The 16315-nt window shown below is 68.3% G+C and carries 17 protein-coding genes; 13 read left to right on the plus strand and 4 right to left on the minus strand.

What is annotated here, in order from left to right; translation table 11 throughout:
- Nucleotides 1–189: 189 nt before the first annotated feature.
- The 4 genes from dnaK to M1D46_RS03695 all read left to right on the plus strand — a co-directional run bounded on the left by dnaK (nt 190) and on the right by M1D46_RS03695 (nt 4210).
- Nucleotides 190–2049, plus strand: coding sequence for a molecular chaperone DnaK (gene dnaK, locus M1D46_RS03680; protein ID WP_456284402.1), 1860 nt, complete (start codon nt 190–192; stop codon nt 2047–2049).
- Nucleotides 2049–2669 (plus strand): nucleotide exchange factor GrpE, encoded by a 621-nt coding sequence (locus M1D46_RS03685; RefSeq protein WP_282980380.1) that lies wholly within the window; start codon nt 2049–2051, stop codon nt 2667–2669. Before dnaK ends, M1D46_RS03685 begins: the two co-directional genes overlap by 1 nt.
- 77 nt (nt 2670–2746) lie before the next feature.
- Nucleotides 2747–3727: a DnaJ C-terminal domain-containing protein gene (locus M1D46_RS03690; RefSeq protein WP_456286648.1), complete on the plus strand. Its 981-nt coding sequence runs from the start codon at nt 2747–2749 to the stop codon at nt 3725–3727.
- A 45-nt stretch (nt 3728–3772) separates the two neighbouring features.
- Nucleotides 3773–4210 (plus strand): heat shock protein transcriptional repressor HspR, encoded by a 438-nt coding sequence (locus M1D46_RS03695; protein WP_282980413.1) that lies wholly within the window; start codon nt 3773–3775, stop codon nt 4208–4210.
- Between the two features lie 22 nt (nt 4211–4232).
- On the opposite strand, the gene M1D46_RS03700 is transcribed toward M1D46_RS03695, so the two are convergent.
- Genes M1D46_RS03700 through M1D46_RS03710 form a run of 3 tightly spaced genes read right to left on the minus strand, consistent with a single transcriptional unit; the run spans nt 4233 to nt 6848 of the window.
- Nucleotides 4233–4811, minus strand: a complete 579-nt coding sequence (locus M1D46_RS03700) for a flavin reductase family protein (protein WP_456286649.1) — start codon at nt 4809–4811, stop codon at nt 4233–4235.
- The gene (locus tag M1D46_RS03705) at nt 4798–5838 is read right to left on the minus strand and encodes a methionine synthase (protein ID WP_456286650.1); all 1041 of its coding nucleotides are present in this window, start codon (nt 5836–5838) and stop codon (nt 4798–4800) included. Before M1D46_RS03705 ends, M1D46_RS03700 begins: the two co-directional genes overlap by 14 nt.
- 17 nt (nt 5839–5855) lie before the next feature.
- Nucleotides 5856–6848 (minus strand): DUF1852 domain-containing protein, encoded by a 993-nt coding sequence (locus M1D46_RS03710; RefSeq protein ID WP_324013008.1) that lies wholly within the window; start codon nt 6846–6848, stop codon nt 5856–5858.
- A gap of 121 nt (nt 6849–6969) precedes the next feature.
- On the opposite strand from M1D46_RS03710, the gene M1D46_RS03715 reads away from it, so the two are divergent.
- On the plus strand, nt 6970–7911 hold the full coding sequence (locus M1D46_RS03715) for a LysR family transcriptional regulator (RefSeq protein WP_456286651.1): 942 nt from the start codon (nt 6970–6972) through the stop codon (nt 7909–7911).
- On the opposite strand, the gene M1D46_RS03720 is transcribed toward M1D46_RS03715, so the two are convergent.
- The gene (locus M1D46_RS03720; RefSeq protein ID WP_324013004.1) at nt 7854–8483 is read right to left on the minus strand and encodes a TetR/AcrR family transcriptional regulator; all 630 of its coding nucleotides are present in this window, start codon (nt 8481–8483) and stop codon (nt 7854–7856) included. The genes M1D46_RS03715 and M1D46_RS03720 overlap by 58 nt on opposite strands.
- Before the next feature lie 111 nt (nt 8484–8594).
- Here M1D46_RS03720 and M1D46_RS03725 point away from each other — a divergent pair, with 111 nt between their 5' ends.
- The 8 genes from M1D46_RS03725 (at nt 8595) to M1D46_RS03760 (ending at nt 16242) form a co-directional block, all read left to right on the plus strand.
- Nucleotides 8595–10022 carry an APC family permease gene (locus M1D46_RS03725; RefSeq protein ID WP_456286652.1) on the plus strand — a complete coding sequence of 476 codons (1428 nt, stop codon included), beginning with the start codon at nt 8595–8597 and terminating at the stop codon, nt 10020–10022.
- 32 nt (nt 10023–10054) lie between these two features.
- Complete coding sequence (locus M1D46_RS03730) at nt 10055–10870, plus strand: MoaF C-terminal domain-containing protein (RefSeq protein WP_456286653.1); 816 nt, start codon at nt 10055–10057, stop codon at nt 10868–10870.
- A 27-nt stretch (nt 10871–10897) separates the two neighbouring features.
- Nucleotides 10898–11233, plus strand: coding sequence for a cupin domain-containing protein (locus tag M1D46_RS03735; RefSeq protein ID WP_456286654.1), 336 nt, complete (start codon nt 10898–10900; stop codon nt 11231–11233).
- A 10-nt stretch (nt 11234–11243) separates the two neighbouring features.
- Nucleotides 11244–12572 carry a flavin monoamine oxidase family protein gene (locus M1D46_RS03740; protein ID WP_456286655.1) on the plus strand — a complete coding sequence of 443 codons (1329 nt, stop codon included), beginning with the start codon at nt 11244–11246 and terminating at the stop codon, nt 12570–12572.
- Between the two features lie 26 nt (nt 12573–12598).
- Nucleotides 12599–14008 (plus strand): aldehyde dehydrogenase family protein, encoded by a 1410-nt coding sequence (locus M1D46_RS03745; protein ID WP_456286656.1) that lies wholly within the window; start codon nt 12599–12601, stop codon nt 14006–14008.
- 136 nt (nt 14009–14144) lie between these two features.
- The gene (locus M1D46_RS03750) at nt 14145–14504 is read left to right on the plus strand and encodes an ArsR/SmtB family transcription factor (protein WP_456286657.1); all 360 of its coding nucleotides are present in this window, start codon (nt 14145–14147) and stop codon (nt 14502–14504) included.
- A gap of 1 nt (nt 14505) precedes the next feature.
- Nucleotides 14506–15495, plus strand: coding sequence for an SRPBCC family protein (locus M1D46_RS03755; protein WP_456286658.1), 990 nt, complete (start codon nt 14506–14508; stop codon nt 15493–15495).
- Between the two features lie 84 nt (nt 15496–15579).
- Nucleotides 15580–16242 carry a GntR family transcriptional regulator gene (locus tag M1D46_RS03760; protein WP_271174598.1) on the plus strand — a complete coding sequence of 221 codons (663 nt, stop codon included), beginning with the start codon at nt 15580–15582 and terminating at the stop codon, nt 16240–16242.
- The last annotated feature ends 73 nt before the right edge of the window (nt 16243–16315 follow it).

Below are 16315 nucleotides of genomic sequence, written 5' to 3' on the forward strand. Positions count from 1 at the left end.
AGTGTCCGGCGTCGAGACCTGTGTTCCCGACACCGGTCTCGACGACCGGCGCTAGTCTCGAGAGTGCGGGGTGAAGTTGAGTCGGGCTGTATCAAGTTTCTTGACTTCCCCCGGCTGTCGCCGTACGCTTGAGTCAGCGCGACTCAAGATCGCGCGCAGACTTCAGGCAGCGACAGAAGGAGAAGCAACATGGCACGTGCTGTGGGTATCGACCTCGGGACGACCAACTCGGTCGTCTCGGTCCTCGAGGGCGGCGAGCCGAAGGTCATCGCCAACGCCGAGGGCTTCCGCACGACCCCGTCGGTCGTCGCGTTCACCAAGGACGGCGAGGTGCTCGTCGGCGAGACCGCGAAGCGCCAGGCCGTCACCAACGTCGACCGCACGCTCGCGTCGGTCAAGCGCCACATGGGCACCGACTGGACGTTCAAGGTGGACGACAAGTCGTACACGCCGCAGGAGATCTCGGCGCGCATCCTCCAGAAGCTGAAGCGCGACGCCGAGCAGTACCTGGGCGACACGGTGACCGACGCCGTCATCACCGTGCCCGCGTACTTCAACGACGCCGAGCGCCAGGCCACGAAGGAGGCCGGCGAGATCGCGGGCCTCAACGTCCTGCGCATCATCAACGAGCCCACGGCCGCCGCCCTCGCATACGGCCTCGACAAGGGCAAGGAGGACGAGCTCATCCTCGTCTTCGACCTCGGCGGCGGAACCTTCGACGTCTCGCTGCTCGAGGTGGGGAAGGACGACGACTTCTCGACCATCCAGGTGCGTGCCACGGCGGGCGACAACCGCCTCGGCGGCGACGACTGGGACCAGCGCCTCGTCGACTACCTCATCAAGCAGTTCAAGGACTCCACGGGCGTCGACGTCTCGAACGACAAGATCGCCCTGCAGCGCCTCAAGGAGGCCGCGGAGCAGGCGAAGAAGGAGCTCTCGAGCTCGACGTCGACGAGCGTCAACCTGCCGTACCTGTCGCTCACGGAGAACGGCCCCGTGTCGCTGTCCGAGACGATCTCGCGCGCGAAGTTCGAGGACCTCACGAAGGACCTCCTCGAGCGCACGAAGAAGCCGTTCCAGGACGTCATCCGCGAGGCGGGCATCAAGGTCTCGGACATCGCGCACGTCGTGCTCGTCGGCGGCTCGACCCGCATGCCCGCGGTCAGCGAGCTCGTGAAGAGCGAGACGAGCCAGGAGCCCAACAAGGGCGTCAACCCGGACGAGGTCGTCGCCGTCGGCGCTGCCATCCAGGCGGGTGTGCTGAAGGGCGAGCGCAAGGACGTCCTCCTCATCGACGTCACCCCGCTGAGCCTCGGCATCGAGACCAAGGGCGGCGTGATGACCAAGCTCATCGAGCGCAACACGGCCATCCCGACCAAGCGCAGCGAGACCTTCACGACCGCAGACGACAACCAGCCGTCGGTGGCCATCCAGGTCTTCCAGGGCGAGCGCGAGTTCACCCGCGACAACAAGCCGCTCGGCACCTTCGAGCTCACCGGCATCGCGCCGGCGCCCCGCGGCGTGCCGCAGGTCGAGGTCACGTTCGACATCGACGCGAACGGCATCGTGCACGTGTCCGCCAAGGACAAGGGCACGGGCAAGGAGCAGTCGATGACCATCACGGGCGGCTCGTCGCTCTCGAAGGAGGACATCGAGCGGATGGTCCGCGACGCCGAGGAGCACGCGGCCGAGGACAAGAAGCGCCGCGAGGCCGCGGATGTCCGCAACCAGGCCGAGACGCTCGCGTACTCGATCGAGAAGCTCATCTCGGAGAACGACGACAAGCTCCCCGCCGACGTGAAGGACTCGGTCAAGGCCGACGTCGACGCGCTCAAGACCGCGCTCGCGGGCGAGGACGACGACGCCGTGAAGGCCGCGTTCGAGAAGCTCAACGAGAGCCAGACCAAGCTCGGCGAGGCGATCTACCAGCAGGCTCAGGCCGCGCAGGAGCAGGCGCCGCAGGACGCCCCGGCCGGCGAGCAGAGCTCGGCGGATGAGGACGTCATCGACGCCGAGGTCGTGGACGACGAGGACGAGAAGAAGAGCTGATGACGGACAAGGACTTCGAGGAGCCCCAGGGCGAGCAGCCCGACGGCGACGAGGTCCAGCCGGACGCCGAGGGGTCGGAAGCCGCCGCTTCCGACCCCGCGGCGCAGCCGGCTGAGACCGCGGAGGAGGGCGACGGCCTGACGGTCGACGACATCCTCGGCGCCGAGCAGACCGACGAGGCGGCGGAGGCGGAGAAGAGCGACTACGAGACGCAGCTCCTGCACGACCTCAAGCGCCTCCAGGCGGAGTACGCGAACTACCGTCGCCGCACCGAGGAGCAGCGCGAGATCGAGATCTCCCGCGCCAGGGGCGAGGCCGTGAAGGGCCTCCTCCCGGTGCTCGACGACCTCGACCGGGCCGAGAAGCACGGCGACCTCGCCGAGGGCAGCCCGTTCTCGGCCGTCGCGGCCAAGGTGCGCGGCGTCGCCGAGCGCCTGGGCGTCGTCGCGTTCGGCGCGACCGGCGAGACGTTCGACCCGCAGCGTCACGAGGCGATCTTCCAGCAGCCGGTCCCCGGCACGACCGAGAGCACGATCCTCGAGGTCGTCGAGGTCGGCTACCTGCTGGGCGACGTCGAGCTGCGCCCCGCCAAGGTCGTCGTCGCCGTCCCGGCGGAATGACTCCCGGTCGGCCCCGCTGCGGCGGGGCCGACCGCTTTCCGGATCACGCGTAGAGCATTCGCAAGAAGAAGGTGCAGATGGCCAGTCAGGACTGGTTCGACAAGGACTTCTACAAGATCCTCGGCGTCGACAAGAACGTGAGCGACGCGGATCTGAAGAAGACCTACCGCAAGCTCGCGCGCAGGTACCACCCCGACTCGAACCCGGGCGACGCGGCTGCGGAGTCGCGGTTCAAGGAGATCAGCGAGGCGTACTCGGTGCTCTCCGACCCCGAGCAGCGCAAGGAGTACGACGAGCTGCGCGCGATGGGCTCGGGTGCGCGGTTCACCGCACCCGGCGGCGCCGGCGGCGGGTTCGACGACGTCTTCAGCCGGTTCACGCAGCAGCGCACGGCGTCCCCCGGCGACTTCGACGACATCTTCTCGATGTTCTCCGGCGGGGGCGGAGGCTTCGGCTCCGGCCGCTTCGGGCAGTCGACGGGCGGGTACCGCGGCTTCGGCGGCCCCCAGCGCGGCGCCGACGTGCGTGCGCGCACGACGATCGACTTCACGACGGCCGCCAAGGGCGAGACCATCACGCTCCAGGGCGAGGACGGCAAGCCGTTCAAGGTCAAGATCCCCGCGGGCGTCGCGGATGGCCAGAAGATCCGCCTGCGCGGGCGCGGGCGTCCCTCGCCGGACGGAGGCGAGAGCGGCGACATCGTCGTCGAGGTCGCCGTCCGACCGCACCCCGTCTTCACGCGCGATGGCCTGAACGTCCGCGTGACCGTTCCGATCACGTTCACCGAGGCGGTGTTCGGCGCGACCATCGAGGTTCCGACGCTCGGTGGCGACCCCGTGAAGCTGCGTGTCGCCCCCGGCACGCCCTCCGGCCGCGTGCTCCGCGTCAAGGGACGCGGCATCGCGTCCAGCAAGGGCACGGGCGATCTCCTCGCCGAGGTGCAGGTGGCTGTGCCGTCGCATCTCGACGACGCCGCGCGCGAGGCGCTCCTCGCCTACCGCGAGGCCGAGCCGAAGGAGAACCCCCGCGCTGAGATGATGGCGAAGGCGAAGCAGTAGCCCGCTGCCGCCATCCGCCCCCGACACCTTCAGGAGGTGAGCACCATGCCGATCCCGGTCGACCCGGCCGACATCGACCCCGATGCGCCGATCTTCCCCATCGCGGCGGCTGCCGAGCTCGCCGCCATGCACCCGCAGACCCTGCGGCAGTACGACCGCATGGGCCTCGTCGTCCCCGGGCGCACGCGCGGCGGATCGCGGCGCTACTCGCTGCGCGACATCGAGCAGCTGCGCGAGGTCGCGCGGCTGTCGTCCGAGGGCGTGCGCCTCGCCGTCATCGAGCGCATCCTGCACATGGAGAACGAGGTGCAGGAGCTGCGCGGCCGTGTCCGCGAGCTCGAGCGCGAGCTGCGCGCCGAGCGCGAGCAGCGTCCGGGCGCGCGCGTGTTCGCGACGAGCGCGAACGGCGCGGTCGTGACGCTGCGTGCGGGCACCCGCGTGCGCCGGCAGACCGACGTCGTGCTCTGGCGTCCCACCGACTGACGCCCGCAGGCGCGCGCGGCCGTCAGGGCTCGATGCGCGAGTGCTCGCCGAGGCGGTGCCACGTGCGGTTGTGATAGACCAGCGCGTCGCCGGCGTCGCCCGGGTGGATGTCGCGCTCGATGTGTGACTGCAGTGCGTGGGCCGCGACGACCGTCGACGTGCCCGCATCCATCCGGTCGATGACCGCGCAGCGCACCCAGGCGCGCACGCCCTCGTACACGGGCTCGCCCGTGGCCAGGCGCGTCCACGGGTGCTCCTGGGCGAAGCGGTCGACACCGCTCGCGGCGCCGAGCTTCGCCACCTCCAGATCGTGAGCGTCGAGGAAGTGCACGACCACGGTCTCTGCGCGCGAGAGAACGTCCGACGCCGACGACAGCGCCGAGATCGAGAACACCAGGAGCGGGGGCTCGGCGCTCACCGACGCGACCGAGGTCGCCGTCAGGGCGACGGGCCCGTCGCCGGCATCCGCCGTGATGACGGTGACGCCCCCGGGGTGCCCCCGGAAGAGGGCCTTGAAGTCGTCGGGCGACAGCGACGGCGCGAAGCCGTGGCGCGGAGCCTCGGCGGGTGCGTCGGCGGACGACGCCTCAGACGCGCGCATCGGCCAGCTCCTCGCGCAGGATGGCCGCGCCCGCGCTGAGCGCGCTGAGCTTGCGCAGCGCGACCTCCCGGGGGAACGGCGCCATGCCGCAGTTCGTACTCGGCACGAGCTTGTCCGCGTCGACGTAGGCGAGCGCTCGGCGGAGGGTGTCGGCGACCTCCTCGGGGGTCTCGACCGTCTCATCCGCGACGTCGATCGCGCCGAGCATGACCTTCTTGCCGCGGACGAGCTCGACGAGCTCGAGCGGGACGCGGGAGTGGTGGCACTCGAGCGAGACGATGTCGACGGCCGACCGCTGCAGAAGCGGGAACGACTCCTCGTAGTGGCGCCACTGCGAGCCGAGCGTCGCCTTCCAGTCGGTGTTCGCCTTGATCCCGTAGCCGTAGCAGATGTGCACGGCGGTCTCGGCGCGCAGCCCCTCGCACGCGCGCTCGAGGGCGGCGACGCCCCAGTCCTTGACCTCGTCGAGGAAGACGTTGAAGGCGGGCTCGTCGAACTGGATGATGTCGACGCCCGCGGCCTCGAGCTCCCTGGCCTCCTGGTTGAGGATGGTCGCGAACTCCCACGCCAGCTTCTCGCGGCTGCGGTAGTGGGCGTCGTAGAGCGTGTCGACCATCGTCATCGGGCCCGGCAGCGTCCACTTGATCGGGCGGTCGGTGCTCGCACGGAGGAACGCCGCGTCGTCGACGAACACGGGGCGCTCGCGGTGCACCGCGCCGACGACCGTCGGAACGCTCGCGTCGTAGCGGTCGCGGATGCGCACGGTCCTGCGCTGTGCGAAGTCGACGCCGTCGAGGTGCTCGATGAACGTCGTCACGAAGTGCTGGCGCGTCTGCTCCCCGTCGCCGATGATGTCGATGCCGCGGCGCGTCTGCTCCTGGACGGCGATGCGCATCGCGTCCTGCTTGCCCTCGGTCAGCGCGGTGCCCTCGAGCTTCCAGGGGGACCAGAGCGTCTCCGGCTCGGCGAGCCACGACGGCTTGGGAAGGCTGCCGACGATCGAGGTCGGCAGGAGCGCAGGGGTCATGGATGGTCCTCCGGGGGTCATGCGACGAGAACGGGGTCGCCGGCGGTCCACTGCTCCAGCAGCTCGCGGTTCGGCTCGATGAAGTGCTCCTGCGCGTACTTCCCCTGCGTGACGGCGAGCTGGCTGCGCTCCTCGCGGTCGTAGGAGATCTGCGTCCGCGAGAAGTCCTGCGCGCCCAGGCTCGGGCGGTAGACGGCGGCGGCGGCCGAGTTCGCGTTGTAGATCTCGGGGCGGTAGATCTTCTGGAATGTCTCCATCGTGCTGATCGTGCTGATGAGCTGCAGGTTCGAGTAGTCGTTCAGCAGGTCGCCGCGGAAGTAGAACGCGAGCGGCGCGACGCTTCCGCGCGGCATGAAGTAGCGCACGCGGAGCCCCATCTTCCCGAAGTACTCGTCGGTCAGGGAGTGCTCGTCCTGCTGGTACTCGACGCCGAGGACGGGGTGGCTGTTGCCGGTCTGGTGGTAGGTCTTGCTCGTCGAGACGCTGATGCAGATGACGGGCGCCTGCGGGAAGCGCTGCCGGTAGACATCCGAGTCGAGGAAGTGCTGGAAGAGCCTGCCATGCAGGACGCCGAAGTCGCGGGGGAGCGCGGGCGCGCCCGTGCCATCCTTCGCCGAGGGCAGGACGACGCTGAAGTCGTAGTCGCGGATGTAGGACGAGAAGTTGTTGCCGACGATCCCGTGGTGGCGGGCGCCCGTGTGCCGGTCGATGATCCGCGTGTCGAGGACCTCCAGCAGCGGGAACGGCTGAGCCTCGTCATCCGCCGACGTGCGCAGCTGCACGGAGACGATCTCGAGTTCGAGGGTGTAGCGGTCGCGGGTCGGGTTGTCCCAGTGCGCGAGGTCGTTGAACCGCCGGTCGATCATCGTCAGGGTGCTGCGGAGGTTCTCCTGACGGCGCTCGCCGCGCGCGAGGTTGGCGAAGTTGGTCGTGATCCGGGAGCTCTCCGATGGCGTGTAGTCCTCGTCGAAGGGGGTGGTCGTGATGCTGAACTCGAATGCGCTCGCCATGGGCCAATCCAGGGGGTGATGAGGGTCGGGTCGATCCTCGGTCGTCGGAGCCTCCATCGTGCCGGGATTCGGGCGATATCGGGTAAGAAGACGACGCTATCCCTCCATATAGTCTTTGGCTATGGCACAGGGAACGAGCGGTCTCACGCTGCAGCAGCTCCGCTACTTCATCGAGGTCGCCGCCGAGGGCTCGATCTCGGGTGCCGCCGACCTGCTCTACGTCGCGCAGCCGACGATGTCGGCGGCGATGAAGGAGCTCGAGGCGCGCGTGGGGCGCACGCTGCTCGTGCGCTCCGCACGCGGCGTGACGCTCACCCTCGACGGGGCGGAGTTCCTCGGCTATGCGAGGCAGGTCGTCGAGCAGGTGGAGCTCCTCGAGCAGCGCTACCTCGACCGGCCCCCGTCGCGGCGTCTGCTCGGCATCTCGGCGCAGCACTACTCGTTCGCGGTCGACGCGTTCGTGCGGATGGTCCAGGCGAGCGGGGCGGCCGAGTACGAGTTCTCCCTGCGGGAGACCCGGACGGGCGACATCATCGAGGATGTCCGCACGCTCCGCAGCGAGATCGGCATCCTCTACCGGAACGACTTCAACCGGAAGGTGATCGACAAGCTGCTCCGCGACTCCGGGCTCGCGTTCCATCCGCTGTTCCTCGCCGAGCCGCACATCTTCATCTCACGGCGCAACCCGCTCGCCTCCCGGAAGCGCGCGGCCCTCGCCGACCTCGAGGATCTGCCGCGACTCACCTTCGACCAGGGGGCGGACAACTCCTTCTACTTCGCCGAGGAGATCCTCTCCACCATGTCGAGCAGGCGCGAGATCCGGGTCTCCGATCGGGCGACGATCTTCAACCTCATGATCGGCCTCGGCGGCTACACGATCTCGACCGGCATCATCAGCGACGAGCTCGATCCGGAGATCGTCGCCATCCCCCTCGACGTCGACGAGCGCATCGAGATCGGGTGGATCGACCACGCCGCGATCCCGCTGACGGAGCAGGCGCAGCGCTACCTCGACGAGGTGCGCGCGGTCGTCGCCGGGTTCGGCGTGGAGGTGCTGGGGTAGCGCGTCCCTGATGCAGCAGCAAGACGCCAGAGGGCGCTGACGGACGCGTCCACCTGGTCGCGCGTGATCGCGCCGCCGACGTACTGGAGCACGAGACCGTCCAGTGCTGCGAAGACGGCGCGTGCGAGGGCGTCGTCGTCGGCTGTCGCGGCGCTGCCGAACATGCTCCGCGAGACTCCCGCCGTGTAGCGGTCGTACATGTCGATGATCTGCGAACGGACTTCGGCGTCCCGACTCGCTTCGAGAATCATCTCGAACTGATAGACGTGCAGGTCCCGACGCTGGTCGAGGGTGGACCACAGCGCGGCCTTGTAGTCGCTCTCCGAGTCAAGGAAGCCGTCGAGGTGGGAGTCGCGCATTGCGGTCGCGGCCGACCACTCGAGGGCGGCGTTGGCCAACGCTGACAGCGACCCGAAGTGGTGGGCGACCAGCGAGTTGTTGACACCCGCCTCCTGCGCGACCTTTCGGAAGGTCATGCCATGCAGGCCGTGTCGCGCGACCACGCGAACGGCGGCCTCGATGAGCGCCTCGCGGCCGGTGCCGTACTTGATGCGTTGAGGTTCATCGGCCATGTTCGCACCCTATCTCCCGATGAAGCGACGGCGAATCTAAGCAAACGCTTGACTTTAAATTGAGCAGATGCTGGAATTGCTCGCACTACCCGACGTTCAAAGGAGAACGCCATGGCAACCGCTCGAACGGATGCGACCGCCGGACCGACGACGGCGCTGAAGCGCAACAGTCTCGGCGTGGTGGGCATCGCCTTCTTCGTCATCGCCGCCGCTGCCCCGATGGCTGCCTTCGTCGGCGCGTCTCCTGTCGTCTTCTCCCTCGTCGGCCCTGGTGCACCCGCGGTGTACGTGATCGTCGCCGGAGTGATCGCGATCTTCGCGATCGGATATCTGAAGATGAGCCGGCACATCACGAACGCGGGCGGCTTCGTGGCGTACATCGCTCGCGGGCTGGGATCGAGGACGGCCACCGGCGCGGCGGGGATCGTCGTCGTGACCTACCTCGCCCTTCAGATCGGCCTGGTGGCTCAGTTCGGTGTGTTCGCACAGCAGCTGGCTGCCGAGGCGGGACTCGACCTCCCTGTGTGGGTCTGGGTCATGCTCGCCATCGTCATCACCACCATCCTCGTCATGCGCGGCGTCGACCTGAACATGCGCGTGCTCGGCGTGATCATCGCGCTCGAGGTCGTGGTCGTCGCCATGCTCGTCGTCGGCATCCTCGTCGCTTTCCCGGGCCAGGACCCCTCGCTGGTGAGCTTCAGCCCCGCGGTTCTCGCGAACCCGGGCGTCGGCGTCGCCGGCCTCTTCGTCTTCACATGCTTCACGACCTTCGAGGCGACGACGGTGTTCGCCGAGGAAGCCCGCAACCCTCGCCGCACCATCCCCGTCGCGCTGTTCGTCGTGATCGGCTTCGTCGCTGCCTTCTACACCCTCGCCACGTGGGCGGTCAGCTACGGGATCGGCGCCGACAACGTCCAGCAGGCGTCGGCAGACGATCTCTCCGGGGTGATCTTCGATATCGCCAGCCGTGCCGTGGGCCCGTGGTTCTCGCTCGTCCTCCAGGTCCTCGTGCTCACGAGCTTCCTGGCGATGCTCATCGGCGTGCAGAACATGTTCGCCCGCTACTGCTTCGCGCTGGGCCGATCCCGCGTCCTGCCTCGCCTCTTCGCTCGCGTGTCCGAGGTCAAGCGCGCCCCGCACCTGGCCGCGCTCGTGGATGCCGCTGTCTGCGTGGTGATCCTGGCAGCGTTCTTCGCCGCCGGGGCGGACCCCATCGTCGTCATCTACGCCTGGTTCGTCGCGCTGGGCACCATCGGCTTCATCGTGATGATGACCATCGCCTCGGTGGGCATCCTCGCCTTCTTCATCCGTGAGCGGCTGGAGACCGGATTCTGGAGCACCAAGTTCGCGCCGACGCTCGCGATGCTCCTGAATGCCGCGGTTCTCGTCATCGCTCTCTCGAACTTCGACGTGCTGCTGTTCGATGACGGCACGGTCGCGAAGACGATGCTCTGGATGATCCCCATCGCCTTCGCCATCGGGTTCGTGATGCCCAGCTTCCGCAAGAACATCGACTTCCACGTCGTCGCGATCTCCTGAGCCCCACCGCCAGCTTCAGCAAGGAACGAATCATGAGCACAACCACCGACTCCCAGGTCCACGCACGGGACTTCGTCGCCCAGAGTGACTGGCCCGACGTCTCCGCCATGATCAGCGGCTTCGGCGACCCGAGCCTGCCCGCCAGCAGCGCACTCGTCGGCCAGACCATCGACATCACGTACGACAACGGATGGATGGTCCGGCACGAGTTCCATACCGACGGTGAGTTGACCTGGACCCTTCTCGAGGGTGACGATGTCGGCGCAGCGGGCACCCATCCGTACCGCGCCGTCGAAGTGCGCCCCGGCATCCAGCTTGTCGACGTCCTCAAGGGCGAGGGGCCGCGTACGCACTCCTTCACCTTCGTGCTCGACCTCGCTGACGGACGGGTCACGGCCGCGGACAGCGGCATCACCATCGCGGATGGCATCGGACGGACGAACACGACGTTCCTCTCGGGTCGGGTCGTCGGCACGGGCGAGATCGAACCCCGTCGTCGCAGTGACGAGCTCGTGGGCAAGCGCATCTACTACCGCTACAGCGAGACCGAACGGTACGAGCACATCTACCTCAATGGCGGCACGTTCGTGTGGCACTGCATCTCTGGTGCCGAGGCCGGTCTCGCCGACGTCGACGAGACGAAGGCGTTCGAACTCGCCGACGGGATCGTCATCTTCTTCTGGAAGGAAGGCGTGATGCCGGTGGAGAGCTTCCTGGTGGTCGACCTCGACGAGAAGCGCTCCGTCGGACGCATGTTCTGCTGGGAGAACTCGACGCAGAGCGTCGTGCACATCCCCTTTGACAGTCGCTTCACCATCCTCAACGAGACCACCTATCCGAACGACTGATCGGCACCATCCACAAAGGAGATCACGATGCCAGACTTCATCAGCCACGCTCGTTTCGACCGCTCGAATGCGGAGCCGTTCGAGGTCGGCGTCGTCCAGTGGACCCGACGCCCGGGCGACGGCAAGCGACCCCATCTGTCCTCCGGTTTCTGGTTCGTCACCCCCGAAGAAGCGCCTGGTGCAATGCGTGTCGTCGGGCACGCCGACGAGACCGTGTACATCCTCGAAGGGCATCTGCGGATCGAGCCCGAGGGTGGCGAGCCCTTCGAGCTGACCGCAGGTTCGGTGGCCTCCTTCAACAAGGGCGCTGCCGCGCTGTGGACCGTCTTGGCGCCCACGGTCGAGTTCTTCGTCTACTCCTGAGAAGCGCGCCATGATCGATCAGCACTACGAGGTCATCGTCGTCGGAGCCGGGTTCGCAGGCCTCACCGCCGCACGCGAACTCACCTGGAGCGGAAAACGCGTCCTCCTCGTCGAAGCGCGCGACCGCATCGGCGGACGCACATGGTTCGACCGTCGGCTCGGCATCGAGGTCGAGCTCGGCGGCACCTGGGTGCACTGGGCGCAGCCGTACGTCTGGGCCGAACTCCATCGCTACGGACTCGGAGTCGTGGCCGGCCCAGCGCCCGCCACTGCGTGGTGGCACGTGGACGGAAAGCCGACCGTCGTCGCGCCCGATGCGCTACTCGAGCTCATGGACGAGCCGAACCGCGAGCTCGGTGCAGAAGCGCGTGCCGTCTTCCCGCAGCCGTTCTCGCCCCTGAGCTCTGCACCCGGAGCGGCATTCGATGCCCGCGGGATCTCCGAGCGCATCGACGCTCTGGATCTCGACGAGAATCGTCGCGCACTCCTCCGCGCGTTCTGGACGCTGAACTTCAACGGGCGCCTCGGCGAGGCCGCCTACACTCAGGCCCTGCGCTGGCTCGCGGTCGCCAATGGTGACTGGAGGGTCATGTTCGAGGCGTGCGCGAGTTACAAGATCGCGGGAGGTACGCGCGCTCTGGCCGAAGCGATCCTCGCCGACACGAACGCGGAGCTGCGACTCGGCGCCGAAGTGACGGCCGTGGTCGAAGGTGACGGCCCCTCTCGCGTGGAGTTCGCAGACGGCACGCACGCTCGCGCGGACGCCGTGATCCTGACGGCTCCGCTGAACGCACTCTCCCGCATCCGCTTCGAGCCCCCGCTGCCGGAGAGCGCCGGGCGGGCGGTCTCCGCCGGACAGATCGGACTCGGTACGAAGATCTGGTTCGCGGTCCAGGGAGAGCTTCCCCATTTCGTCGCCTTCGGCAGCGAAGACGATCCCTTCACCTTCCTTCAATCCGAATACCACGTGGACGGACGCACCATCGTCATCGGCTTCGGCCCTGATGCGTGCGCGATCGACGCGAGCGATGTCGCCGCCGTGCAAGCCGCGGCGGACAGGCTCGTGCCCGGGCTCGCCGTCGTCGCTGCGACGGGCCACGACTGGACGGCCGATCCGCTGTCGGGGGAGACCTGGCCGATGCACCGCACCGGATACCTCTCACAGGGGCTGCCGGCGCTGCGCGCCGGACATGGATGCGTCGTCTTCGCCGGCTCAGACGTCGCCGAAGGGTGGGGCGGATTCATCGACGGCGCCATCGAGAGTGGCCTGTCAGCTGCGCGGAAGGTTCTCGACCGCGCACCCCACGCCGTCGATTCGACGCTCACCCGTACCGCCTGATCACCCCACTCAGCCCAGGAGCAATCATGACGACCGCCACCAGCATCCTCGATGCCATCACCGTTCCCGTCTCAGAGGGTCGTGCGATCCCTGATGCCGCGACGCGGGAGACCATCGGCTACGCGCCGATCCACACCCTCGCCGACCTCGAGTCCGCCGTGTCCGCCGCCCGCGCCGCGCAGCCTGCCTGGGATGGCCTCGGCCACGCGGAGCGCAGCCGTGTGCTGCACGCCATCGCCGATGACATCGATGCCAATGCGGAGGAGCTGGCCGTCATCCTGTCTCGCGAGCAGGGCAAGCCGCTCGACGGGCCCAACGCCCGATTCGAAGTCGGCGCGTGCGCGGTGTGGACCCGCAGCGCGGCGGACACCGTTCTCGAACCGGAAGTCGTCTTCGAGGCGGGCGCAGCGCGAGCCGAGGTCCACTATGGGGCACTCGGAGTGGTGGGAGCGATCGGCCCCTGGAACTGGCCGATGATGATCTCGGTCTGGCAGATCGCGCCATCCCTGCGCATGGGCAACACGGTCGTCGTCAAGCCCAGCGGGTTCACACCGCTCTCGGTTCTCGCGCTCGTGGAGATCTTCAACCGCCACTTGCCCGCGGGTGTCCTCACCGCCGTCACGGGCGACCGGGAGATCGGATCGACTCTCGCTGCGCACCCTGGCGTGGACAAGATCATGTTCACGGGTTCGACACCGACGGGTCGGAAGATCGTCGAAGCCTCGGCGCAGAACCTCGCCCGCCTCACCCTCGAGCTCGGCGGAAACGACGCCGGCATCGTCCTGCCGGGCACCGACATCGCCGCGCACGCCGAGGACCTGTTCTGGGGCATCTTCATCAACACCGGGCAGACCTGCGCCGCGCTCAAGCGCCTGTACGTCCACGATTCCGTCTACGACGAGACCGTCGAAGCGCTCGCGCACCTCGCACGCACGATGCCGATGGGGCGGGGGCTCGATGAGGGCAACGTCCTGGGGCCTCTGCAGAACCAGAATCAGTTCGACATCGTCCAGCGCCTCGTCGAGGACGCCCGTGCCCGTGGAGCGCGGATCGTCGCCGGAGGCGAGCCCGCGGCCGACCTCGGGCCTCTGTTCTTCCAGCCGACCGTGGTTGCGGACATCGCCGACGGAGCAGCGCTCGTCGACGAGGAGCAGTTCGGGCCGGCGATCCCGGTCATCCGGTACAGCGATGTCGATGATGCGATCTCGCGCGCGAACGCCGCCGAGCAAGGTCTCGGTGCCTCCGTATGGTCCGACGACCCTGAGGCGGCGCTCGCCGTGGCGCAGCGCCTGCAGGCCGGTACCGTTTGGATCAACCAGCACGGCGTGCTCAACCCCCAGGTCCCGTTCGGGGGCACCAAGTCGTCCGGATACGGGCAGGAGTTCGGTGTCGCCGGCTTCAAGGCCGTTGCCGCCCCGAAGGTCATCAGTCGATGACGTGCGCCGGGGCGGCTGTCAAGGCGGTCCGCGTCCCGCCCGACGCTCAGCAGTTCATCTGACGGTCGTTGCGTCACCGGTCTTTCTCGACAGCGAGTCTTGACCCGCGCCCGCCGCAGCCCTAACGTACAACCAAATGGTTGCACAAACGGAGTTGAGCGAGACGGAGATCGACCGTGTCTTCCATGCACTGGCGGCGGCGACGCGGCGCGACATCCTGCGTCGGACGATCGAGCGCGAGCAGTCCGTCTCCGCACTGGCCTGCGACTACGACATGTCGTTCGCCGCGGTCCAGAAGCACGTGGCCGTGCTCGAAGAGGCGCGGCTCATCGTCAAGCGCGCGGAGGGGCGCGAGCGGCTCGTCCGCGCGAACCCCGAGATGATCGCGCGCGCCAGGGCCCTGCTGGGCCGATACGAGCAGCTGTGGCGCGCCCGCATCGCGCGCCTCGACGACCTGCTGGCCGAACCGCACGACACCACTGGATCAGGAGATTGACATGCCCGTCACCGATGTCACCACCGACGCCGAGAGTCTCACGATGACCGTCGTCGCAGACTTCGCAGCGCCCATCGAGCGCGTGTGGAGCGCCTACGCCGATCCGCGCCAGCTCGAGCGCTTCTGGGGTCCTCCCGGCTGGCCTGCGACGTTCACGGCCTTCGACCACACGGTCGGGGGAACGGCGCAGTACACGATGGCCGGCCCGCGCGGCGAGCGCTCCTCGGGGTCGTGGGAGTTCCTCGAGATCGACGAGCCGCGGGGGTTCGCGGTGATCGACCGGTTCGTCGACGACGAGGGCCGTCCGCTCGAGGGCTTTCCCTCCCTCCGCATGACGTTCTCCTTCGAGGAAGCGGGCGACGGCACGCGGATGGTCACCACGAGCCACTTCGACTCGATCGAGGCGCTCGAGCAGGTCGTCGAGATGGGCGCGATCGAGGGCACGCGGATGGCCATGGCGCAGCTGGACGCCGTGCTCCAGGACCTGCGCGCCTACGCGCAGGGGAAGGGGACGCGCGTCGAGGAGCTCGACGACACCCACGTGCGGATCACGCGCCTCGTGGAGGGCCCGCGGGAGCTCGTGTGGCGGGCCCACCACGACCCCGACCTGCTGCGGCAGTGGATGCTCGGTCCCGACGGGTGGGAGATGACCGAGTGCGTCGTCGCGCTCGCTCCCGGTGACCGGCACAGCACGTCGTGGGCGCCGGTCGGCGAGACCGAGGGCGAGGCCTTCGGCTTCGAGGGGGAGGCGCTCCTCATCGAGGCTCCGCGGCGCGCTGTCACGACGGAGCGCATGAAGGGCACCGAAGGGCCCGAGACGCTCAACGACCTCAACCTGTACGAAGAGGATGGCGCGACCCTCATCACGCTCCTCATCGAGTACCCCGACAAGGAGACGCGTGACATGATCCTCGCGACCGGGATGGCCGACGGCATGGAGGCCTCGTACGCCCGCCTCGAGAGGGACGTGCTCGTCGCATCTGGTCGCTGACTCGCCGCGGCCGCGTCACCCGAGGTGGCGCGGCCGCGTTCTGGGCGTACTCTGTTGACAGTCAACGACGTTCAGGGAGGCACGATGCGGGACAAGGTCGAGCGCGGCGTATCGCTCGGAACGCAGGTCGCGGACATCATCCGGCAGCGCATCGTGCGCGGCGAGCTCCAGGCCGGCGACCGCCTGACGGAGGAGGGTGTCGCCGAGGAGTTCCAGGTGAGCCGCGGGCCGGTGCGCGACGCCGTTTCGCAGCTGAGCTACGAGGGCCTCGTCGAGGTGCGGCGCCCGAGGGGCATCTACATCCTCGGGCTGTCGGCCGATGACGTCGAGCAGCTGTACAGCCTGCGGGGCGCGCTCGAGCGGCTCGCCGTTCAGCGCGCGATGGATGTGACGGACGACGAGCCGTGGCGCCGCGTCTGGCAATGCGTCGAGCGGATGGCTGTCGCAGCCGATGAGGGCGATCATCCCGCCTTCCAGAAGGCCGACGTCGAGTTCCATTCGCTCTTCTACGAGATGGCGCGGCATCCGCGTCTTCTCGCGACCTGGCGTCAGTACGAGCCGACGTTCGCCGCTCTGCTCGACGTGACGATCAACCACGACGACGACCTGCACGAGTCGTCCGAGGCGCACCGGCGCTTGTATGACGTGCTGCGCTCCGGTGATCGAGCCGCCGCCGAGGCGGAGCTCATCGAGCATCTGCGAGGCGCGGAGGAGCGCATGCGGCTGGAGCTCGTCGCTCGGCGCTGACTCTCCTCGGATGATCTGAGCGCGGTCAACGTTGACTGTTAACAGTAAACGTGCAAGACTCGGCTCAGCCGAC

Source organism: Microbacterium sp. JZ70 (assembly GCF_053903225.1).

What these genes read in the sequence shown, in the direction of transcription:
- dnaK (WP_456284402.1), top strand. Translation starts at nt 190, where the DNA reads ATGGCACGTGCTGTGGGTATCGACCTCGGGACGACCAACTCGGTCGTC.
- M1D46_RS03685 (WP_282980380.1), top strand. Translation starts at nt 2,049, where the DNA reads ATGACGGACAAGGACTTCGAGGAGCCCCAGGGCGAGCAGCCCGACGGC.
- M1D46_RS03690 (WP_456286648.1), top strand. Translation starts at nt 2,747, where the DNA reads ATGGCCAGTCAGGACTGGTTCGACAAGGACTTCTACAAGATCCTCGGC.
- M1D46_RS03695 (WP_282980413.1), top strand. Translation starts at nt 3,773, where the DNA reads ATGCCGATCCCGGTCGACCCGGCCGACATCGACCCCGATGCGCCGATC.
- M1D46_RS03700 (WP_456286649.1), bottom strand. Translation starts at nt 4,811, where the DNA reads ATGCGCGCGTCTGAGGCGTCGTCCGCCGACGCACCCGCCGAGGCTCCG.
- M1D46_RS03705 (WP_456286650.1), bottom strand. Translation starts at nt 5,838, where the DNA reads ATGACCCCTGCGCTCCTGCCGACCTCGATCGTCGGCAGCCTTCCCAAG.
- M1D46_RS03710 (WP_324013008.1), bottom strand. Translation starts at nt 6,848, where the DNA reads ATGGCGAGCGCATTCGAGTTCAGCATCACGACCACCCCCTTCGACGAG.
- M1D46_RS03715 (WP_456286651.1), top strand. Translation starts at nt 6,970, where the DNA reads ATGGCACAGGGAACGAGCGGTCTCACGCTGCAGCAGCTCCGCTACTTC.
- M1D46_RS03720 (WP_324013004.1), bottom strand. Translation starts at nt 8,483, where the DNA reads ATGGCCGATGAACCTCAACGCATCAAGTACGGCACCGGCCGCGAGGCG.
- M1D46_RS03725 (WP_456286652.1), top strand. Translation starts at nt 8,595, where the DNA reads ATGGCAACCGCTCGAACGGATGCGACCGCCGGACCGACGACGGCGCTG.
- M1D46_RS03730 (WP_456286653.1), top strand. Translation starts at nt 10,055, where the DNA reads ATGAGCACAACCACCGACTCCCAGGTCCACGCACGGGACTTCGTCGCC.
- M1D46_RS03735 (WP_456286654.1), top strand. Translation starts at nt 10,898, where the DNA reads ATGCCAGACTTCATCAGCCACGCTCGTTTCGACCGCTCGAATGCGGAG.
- M1D46_RS03740 (WP_456286655.1), top strand. Translation starts at nt 11,244, where the DNA reads ATGATCGATCAGCACTACGAGGTCATCGTCGTCGGAGCCGGGTTCGCA.
- M1D46_RS03745 (WP_456286656.1), top strand. Translation starts at nt 12,599, where the DNA reads ATGACGACCGCCACCAGCATCCTCGATGCCATCACCGTTCCCGTCTCA.
- M1D46_RS03750 (WP_456286657.1), top strand. Translation starts at nt 14,145, where the DNA reads ATGGTTGCACAAACGGAGTTGAGCGAGACGGAGATCGACCGTGTCTTC.
- M1D46_RS03755 (WP_456286658.1), top strand. Translation starts at nt 14,506, where the DNA reads ATGCCCGTCACCGATGTCACCACCGACGCCGAGAGTCTCACGATGACC.
- M1D46_RS03760 (WP_271174598.1), top strand. Translation starts at nt 15,580, where the DNA reads ATGCGGGACAAGGTCGAGCGCGGCGTATCGCTCGGAACGCAGGTCGCG.